6 protein-coding genes are annotated in these 7,537 nt (G+C 69.7%); all 6 read right to left on the bottom strand.

Translation table 11 applies throughout. The features are described from left to right. Positions 1 to 28: 28 nt before the first annotated feature. The 6 genes from DW298_RS14010 to DW298_RS13985 all read right to left on the bottom strand — a co-directional run bounded on the left by DW298_RS14010 (position 29) and on the right by DW298_RS13985 (position 7,455). Complete coding sequence (locus tag DW298_RS14010; RefSeq protein WP_136043081.1) at positions 29 to 1,426, bottom strand: rhamnulokinase family protein; 1,398 nt, start codon at positions 1,424 to 1,426, stop codon at positions 29 to 31. A 106-nt stretch (positions 1,427 to 1,532) separates the two neighbouring features. After that, the gene (locus DW298_RS14005) at positions 1,533 to 3,569 is read right to left on the bottom strand and encodes a bifunctional aldolase/short-chain dehydrogenase (protein WP_136043080.1); all 2,037 of its coding nucleotides are present in this window, start codon (positions 3,567 to 3,569) and stop codon (positions 1,533 to 1,535) included. 94 nt (positions 3,570 to 3,663) lie between these two features. Beyond that, complete coding sequence (locus DW298_RS14000) at positions 3,664 to 4,425, bottom strand: DeoR/GlpR family DNA-binding transcription regulator (RefSeq protein WP_136043079.1); 762 nt, start codon at positions 4,423 to 4,425, stop codon at positions 3,664 to 3,666. Between the two features lie 34 nt (positions 4,426 to 4,459). Continuing rightward, positions 4,460 to 5,866 (bottom strand): hypothetical protein, encoded by a 1,407-nt coding sequence (locus tag DW298_RS13995; protein ID WP_136043078.1) that lies wholly within the window; start codon positions 5,864 to 5,866, stop codon positions 4,460 to 4,462. A 45-nt stretch (positions 5,867 to 5,911) separates the two neighbouring features. Further along, complete coding sequence (rhaI, locus tag DW298_RS13990; RefSeq protein ID WP_136043077.1) at positions 5,912 to 7,078, bottom strand: L-rhamnose isomerase; 1,167 nt, start codon at positions 7,076 to 7,078, stop codon at positions 5,912 to 5,914. Next, entirely contained in the window at positions 7,075 to 7,455 is a 381-nt protein-coding gene (locus DW298_RS13985) for an L-rhamnose mutarotase (protein ID WP_136043076.1), read from the bottom strand. The genes rhaI and DW298_RS13985 overlap by 4 nt, the downstream gene beginning before the upstream one ends. Positions 7,456 to 7,537: the final 82 nt, after the last annotated feature.

Genomic DNA, 7,537 nt, shown 5'->3' with positions numbered 1-7,537 from the left:
GGGGAGCGCGAGCGCGGACCGGTGCGGGTCAGCGGGGGTCGAAGCGAGCCGGCGTGTGCGTCGCCGCGACCACGGCGCGCAGTTCCTCGAGCGATGCGGGCGCGGCGCCGAGAGCGCGCGCCTGGATGAGCACGTTGCCCAGGGCCGTCGCCTCGACCGGGCCCGCGAGCACCGGCAGGCCCGTGCGGTCGGCAGTGGCCTGGCACAGCAGCCGGTTGAGAGATCCGCCGCCCACGAGATGGATGCTGTCGAGCTCGCGGCCCGACAGATCGGCGGCCGTCCGGACCGCGCGAGCGAACGCCGCGGCGATCGACTCGACGATGGAACGCGCGAACGCCGGTCGCGGTTTCGGGGCGCGGTCGCCGAGGAGCGCCGCTATCCGTCCCGGCATGTCACCGGGCGCGCTCAACGACGGGTCGTCGGCATCGAACACCGGCCCGTCACCGGAGACCTCGGATGCCGCAGCGAGCAGCTCCGGCAGATCGATGGCCCCGCCGTCCTCGGCCTCCCAAGCGCGCACCGTCTCGCTGAGCAGCCAGAGCCCCGTGACGTTGTGCAGGAACCGGTAACGGTCGTCGACGCCGAGTTCGTGGGTGAAGTTCGCGGTGCGCGCGGCATCCGTCAGCACCGGCTGCGCGAGTTCCACGCCGACCAGGCCCCAGGTGCCGCACGAGATGTACGCGGAGGCAGGACTGGAGAGGGGAGCCGCCACGACGGCCGATGCGGTGTCGTGCGAGCCGACCGCGATCACCGGCAGGTCGGCGCCGATGCGGGCGGCGAGCTCCGGGCGGAGAACACCGATCGTCGTGCCGGGGTCGACGAGCCGCGGCAGGATGCGCGTGGCGATGCCGAGGCGGTCGGCCAGCGCCGTGTCCCATTCGCCGTCCGTGACGCTCAGCAGGCCGGTGGTCGAGGCGTTCGTGCGCTCGGCCACCGCTACGCCCGTGAGCAGGAACGCGATGAGGTCGGGGATGAGGAGCGCGGTGTCGGCCTCGGCGAGGCGCTCGTCGACGCGGTACTGATACAGCGTGTTGAACGGCAGGAACTGCAGTCCGTTGCGCTGATACAGCTCGGCGAACGGGACGATGTCGTGCACCTCGTCGACGCCGCGAGCAGAGCGCTCGTCGCGGTAGTGGAAAGGCTCTGCGAGCAGCTCGCCGTCTTTCAGCACGCCGTAGTCGACGGCCCACGAGTCGATGCCGATGCTCTCGATGCGCGGTTCGCGGCGGACGGCCTCGGCGAGCCCAGCCACGACGTGCTCGTACAGGGCGCCGAAGTCCCAGTGCAGTCCGTCTTCGCGCTCGATCGGTCCGTTCGGGAACCGCGACACGAGCTCGAGGTCGAGCCGCCCGTCTCCGATCCGCCCGATCATCACGCGCCCGCTGGTGGCGCCGAGGTCGACCGCGGCGACGGCCCGGACGCTCATCGGCGCGCTCCGCTCGTCGAGTGCACGGCATCCGCTCGAGCGCACGGCCAGGCGACGTGAACAGGGCGTGCCTTCGGCGTGAAGCCGTGCACTCGACGAACGCGGGTCATCGCAGGAACGCGGCGGCGACGCCGGAGTCGACCGGGATGTGCAGCCCCGTGGTGCGGCTGAGCTCGGGGCCCGTGAGCACGTAGACCGCGTCGGCGACGTTCTCGGGGACGACTTCGCGCTTGAGGATCGTGCGGTTGGCGTAGAACTGGCCGAGGTCCTCTTCGGCGACGCCGTAGGTCGCGGCACGGTTGGCGCCCCAACCCGAGGCGAAGATGCCGGAGCCGCGCACGACGCCGTCGGGGTTGATGCCGTTCACCCGGATGCCGAACTCGCCGAGCTCGACCGCGAGCAGCCGCACCTGGTGGGCCTGGTCGGCCTTGGTCGCGGAGTAGGCGATGTTGTTCGGGCCGGCGAAGACCGAGTTCTTCGAGGAGATGTAGATGATGTCGCCGCCGAGCTTCTGGTCGATGAGCACGCGAGCGGCGGCCTTCGACACGAGGAACGAGCCCTTGGCCATGACGTCGTGCTGCAGGTCCCAGTCCTTCTCGGTGGTCTCCAGGAGCGGCTTCGAGAGCGACAGGCCGGCGTTGTTCACGACGAGGTCGATGCCGCCGAACGCGAGCACCGCCTCGTTCAGCGCGGCCTGCACGGCATCGGCATCCGCGACGTTCGCGGCGACACCGATCGCGACATCCGTGTTCCCGAGTTCCGCGGCGGCGGCCTGGGCCTTCTCGAGGTCGAGGTCGGCGATCACGACGCAGGCGCCCTCGGCGGCGAGGCGGGTGGCGATGGCCTTGCCGATGCCGGAGGCGGCGCCGGTGACGAACGCGATGCGGCCCTGGTGCGTCTTCGGCTTCGGCATACGCTGCAGCTTGGCCTCCTCCAGCGCCCAGTACTCGATGTTGAACTTCTCGGCGTCCGAGATGGGCGCGTAGGTCGACAGCGCCTCGGCGCCGCGCATCACGTTGATCGCGTTCACGTAGAACTCGCCGGCGACCCGGGCGGTCTGCTTGTTCGCCCCGTAGGAGAACATGCCGACGCCGGGGACCAGCACGATGAGCGGGTCGGCGCCGCGGATGGCGGGCGACTCGGCGGTGGCGTGCGCGTCGTAATAGGCCTGGTAGTCGGCGCGGTATTGCTCGTGCAGCTCGTGCAGCCGTGCGATCTGCTCCTCGGCGGATGCCGTGGCCGGCAGGTCGAGGATCAGCGGCTTGACCTTGGTGCGCAGGAAGTGATCGGGGCAGCTGGTGCCGAGAGCGGCGAGCTCCGGTGCCTTCTCGGACGCCAGGAAGTCGAGGACCACGTCGGCATCGGTGAAGTGTCCGACCATCGGCTTGTCGGTCGACGCGATGCCGCGGACGGTGCCGGCGAGGGTGGCTGCACGCTCGCGGCGCTCGGTCGGAGCCAGAGCCTCGAATCCGGCGCGGGCGCCGCCGAACGGCTGAGCCTTGCCGTGCTCGGCGATGTACTGGGCGGCGGTGTCGATGATCCACAGCGAGTTCGCTTCGGCTTCTTCCGAGGTGTCGCCCCAGGCGGTGATGCCGTGACCGCCGAGGATGGTACCGATCGCCTGCGGGTTCTGCGCCTTGATCTCGGCGATGTCGAGTCCGAGCTGGAAGCCGGGACGACGCCAGGGCACCCACACGACCTTGTCGCCGAAGATCTTCGCGGTCAGTGCTTCGCCGTCGGCGGCGGTCGCGATCGCGATGCCGGAGTCGGGGTGCAGGTGGTCGACGTGTGCGGCATCCACGAGGCCGTGCATGGCGGTGTCGATCGAGGGGGCGGCTCCGCCCTTGCCGTGCAGGCAGTAGTCGAAGGCAGCGACCATCTCGTCTTCGCGGTCGATACCGGGGTACACGTCGACGAGCGCGCGCATGCGGTCGAGGCGCAGCACGGCGAGGCCGCTCTCGGTCAGGGTGCCGAGGTCTCCGCCGGAGCCCTTGACCCACATCAGCTCGACCGGCTGCCCCGTCACGGGGTCGGTCTCGGTGTCCTTGGCGGAGGTGTTCCCGCCGGCGTAGTTCGTGTTCTTCGGGTCGGCGCCGAGGCGATTCGACCGGGCGATCAGGGCGGCGGCGGTGGGGTTCGTCATGACTCTCCAAGACAGGGGCGAAGCACACGACCGTGTGCACTCATTCTGTTACTTCTTGTGAAAGATAACATGAAACTACGTTAGCGGAAAGTGGTCAGAGGACGTCGGCGGTCTGCCGGAAAGCGTTCAGCCGCTCGTCGGACGGGTCGAGTTCCGTGACGAGCACCGAGATATCCTCGCGTTCCAGCGCCCGGGCCACGGACCGGCGCTCGAGTTTGCTGGAGTCGACGCACACCACTGTCGTGCCGGCGTTCGCGGCCATCGCCTGCTTCAGCTCGGCCTCCTCCACGGACACCTCGGAGGTGCCGTCCGCACTGTCGAGTGCATCCGCCGAGGAGAAGAAGATGTCGAAGTAGACCGACCGCATGCTGCGGCGGGCGATCGGCCCGACGAGGCTGCCCGTGGTCGGCTCGGCGGTCCCGCCGGAGATCACCGCCGTCACACCCTCGAGGGGGTGCAGCACCTGGAACGACTCGAAGGAATTCGTGTACGCCGTGAGCCCGGCTCTGGGGCCGATGACCGAGGCGAGCATGTTGACCGTCGAGGATGCGTCGAGTGCGATGGCGCCCTGGTCGGGCACGAGCCGGAGCGCCTTCTCGGCGATCGTCCGCTTCGCGCTCGCTCGGATGGCACGCCGCGCATCGAACGGGCGAGCTCGCGGAGCCGCGGTCGCCCCGCCGCGCACGCGCCGCACGCGCCCCTCGGCCTCCAGCTCGAGCAGGTCTCGTCGGATCGTCATGGACGACACGGAGAACAGCTCGGCGGCGGCCTCGATCATGACGCCCTGGGGGGCATTCGCGAGTTCCACGAGTTCGTCTCGGCGGCGCTGCGCTTCGAGATTGCCGGAAAGAGCCATGGGAGGAATCTATCCGGTGCGCGAGGGGCGGGCGCTACCGAGCGCGACGTCCACGCACCGTGGCGGACGGCCGGATGAGGACGGCCCCGAGCAGGGCCGTGAGCACGCCCGTCAGCAGCGCCGGAAGGGGGTCGGCCCCGCTGTCCGCCAGGACCGGGCCGCTCGACGGGGACGGCTCGGGCGTGCCGGGTGCGAAGGCGAAACGGGCAGATGTCGCTGCGGGCGCGAGGAGGCCGGTGAGCTCGTACGCGGCAGGATCGAGGACGTACTCGCCGCCGGACGAGACGAGGTCCAGGGCGAGCGAGCATGAGACATCCGTCGGTCCGAGGCTTCCGCGACCGACGATGCTCGCCGACGTCAGGTCCAGCTCGCCGTTCGGGCAGTTCGTCTCGATAGCCGGGTCCTCGGCGGGAAGGAGGCCGGCGGGCAGTGCGAGGTCGAAGCTCCATTCCGGCTTCGCTCCGCTGGGCGCGGCGGGCGAACCGGCGAGGTGCGTGTTGGTGACGGTGAACAGGAGCCGGGCAGTTTGGTCGGCGGCGTAGGCATCGCCGATCGGTGGCGCAGCGATCACCGCGTCGAGCTGCGGTGTGGTGTCGATGAGCGCGAGATTGTCGAAGGCGTTGTCGTCGCCGCCGCCACCACCCAGGTCGTTGCTCAGCACCACTTCGACGCTCGTCGACCTTGCGAGCAGCGAGGTGAGTCCACGGAAGGTGCCGACGTTGTTGCCGTTGATCTGGTGGACCGGCAGATCGCACGCGGCGATCGGGCCGGGGAATGCGGCGACGGGCTCGGACACGCCATCGTCCAGTCGCACCGCCAGATCGACCGGGTTCGTCGTCCAGCAGTTCGCCTGGGCCACATCGACGGTCGCCGTGTAGTAGTGGCCGACGGTCACGGGGACCACGGTCGCGGCCATCACGCCGGCCGGAGACTCCCCTTGGGTGTAGGAGCTCACCGCATGATTCGCTCCGGGCTCGGGGCGAGGCACAGCGGGATACGGGTAGTCCGGATGGGAAGTCCAGGCTCCCAGCGTCTCTGCGAGCGCTCGGGACTGGTTCCAGCCGTCTTGCTCGCAGTCCGACGCCTGGGAGGCGGTGGGAACGGTCGAGACGTCATCGCCGGCGACGATGAGTCCGTTGCAGAACTGGCCGTTCCACGCCGGGTCGGCCCGGTAGCGCTCGCCGCTGGTGCCGACATACCCCGGCACGGGTGGCGCGACCCCGTCGTCGTAGTCGGCGATCGTCTGCACGAAATCCGGCGTGGCCGGAGAAACGGGGCCCTCGAAGCCCTCGTACAGGATCACGGTCGGCGCCGCCATGACTCCCGGTGTCCCCGGCACGGCAGCGGCCGGGGCGCCGGAAGCGAGGAGCACGCCGAGCGCGGCGGTCGCGCTCCCGAGAGAGAGCGACCGCGGGAGCGTTGACCTGCGAGGGGCCGGCATGTCTCGAAGGTACGCCCCGGGCCCCCCGCTGTCGACGGGTTGTGGTCAGGCGCCCCAGCCGGCCTGCACGCCGCCCACGCGGTCGGCGGCGATCTTCTGCTGGTAGCCGGAGGCGGCATAGGCGGCCATCGGGTCGGCGGCCAGGCCGCGCGACTCCCGCCACTCGGCGAGGGCCGGGCGCACGTCCGTGTAGAACGCATCCATGAAGACGGCGTTCGCGGCGAGCACGTCGCCCGACTTCTGCGCGGCGGTGAGAGCATCGCGGTCGACGAGCAGCGCGCGGGCGGTCATCTCCTGCACGTTGAGCACCGAGCGGATCTGGCCGGGGATCTTGTCTTCGACGTTGTGGCACTGGTCGAGCATGAACGCGACGTCGGGGTTGTTCAGGCCCCCGCCGCGGATGACCTCGAACAGGATGCGGAACAACTGGAACGGGTCGGCGGCGCCCACGATCAGGTCGTCGTCGGCGTAGAAGCGCGAGTTGAAGTCGAACGAGCCGAGCTTGCCGAGGCGCAGCAGCTGCATCACGATGAACTCGATGTTCGTGCCGGGGGCGTGGTGGCCGGTGTCGAGGCAGACCATGGCCTTGTCGCCGAGGGTGCTGACCTGGGCGTAGGAGGTGCCCCAGTCGGGAACGTCGGTGTGGTAGAACGCCGGCTCGAAGAACTTGTACTCGAGCACGAGGCGCTGGTCGTCGCCGAGGCGCGCATAGATCTTCTGCAGCGACTCCTGCAGGCGGTCCTGTCGGCCGCGGAGGTCGGCCTGGCCCGGATAGTTCGAACCCTCGGCCAGCCAGATCTTGAGGTCGCGGCTGCCGGTGGCGTCCATCACGTCGATGCAGGCGAGGTGGTGGTCGATGGCCTTCTGGCGGATGGCGGCGTCCTCGTGCGTGAGGGCGCCGAACTTGTAGTCGTCGTCCTGGAACGTGTTCGAGTTGATGGTGCCGAGTGTGACTCCCAGGTCTTCGGCGTGCTTGCGCAGATCGTCGTACGAGTCGACCAGGTCCCACGGGATGTGCAGGGCGACGGAGGGCGCGAGGGCGGTGTACTTGTTGACCTGCGCCGCATCGGCGATCTTCTCGTACGGATCGCGCGGGGTGCCGGGGGTGCCGAAGACCTTGAACCGGGTACCGGAGTTGCCGAACGCCCAGCTGGGCAGCTCGATGCCCTGCTTCTCGAGGGTTGCGAGGTGGTCGGGGGAGAGGATGCTCACGATGCGCTGCTTTCGTTGTCGGTCGTGGGGGTGGGGACCTCGCCGCGGGCGGCGAGTTGGTCTTCGAGGTGGAACACCTCGGTGAGCGCGGTGGCCGCCTGGTCGGGGCGACCGTCGAGGCCGTGGAAGAACCGGCTCATCTCGGCTTCCCAGCGCGCGGCGACCGGTGAGGCGGCGAGGTACGCCTGAGCGGCGACATCGTCGTCGGTCTCGTAGTACCCGATGAGGGTGCCGTGGTCGCCGAGGAACAGCGTGTAGTTGCGGCGCCCGGCAGCGGCGATCTCGGCCAGCATCTCCGGCCACACCGGGGAATGCCGTGCGAGGTACTCGTCGAGCAGCTCGGCACGGATCTGCAGCTGGAAGGCGACGCGCGTCATGGGGCTCCTCTGCCGTGGTGACGGGAATGTCTGAATCGTTTCAATATCCATGCTACGCAGGCCTCCGACTGCCCGTCAAGCC

It is taken from the genome of Microbacterium sp. A20 (genome assembly GCF_004794515.1).
In the GTDB taxonomy this organism is placed as follows: domain Bacteria; phylum Actinomycetota; class Actinomycetes; order Actinomycetales; family Microbacteriaceae; genus Microbacterium.
Note: the sequence above shows the minus strand (reverse complement) of the source record. Positions and strands in the feature narration are given on the sequence as shown.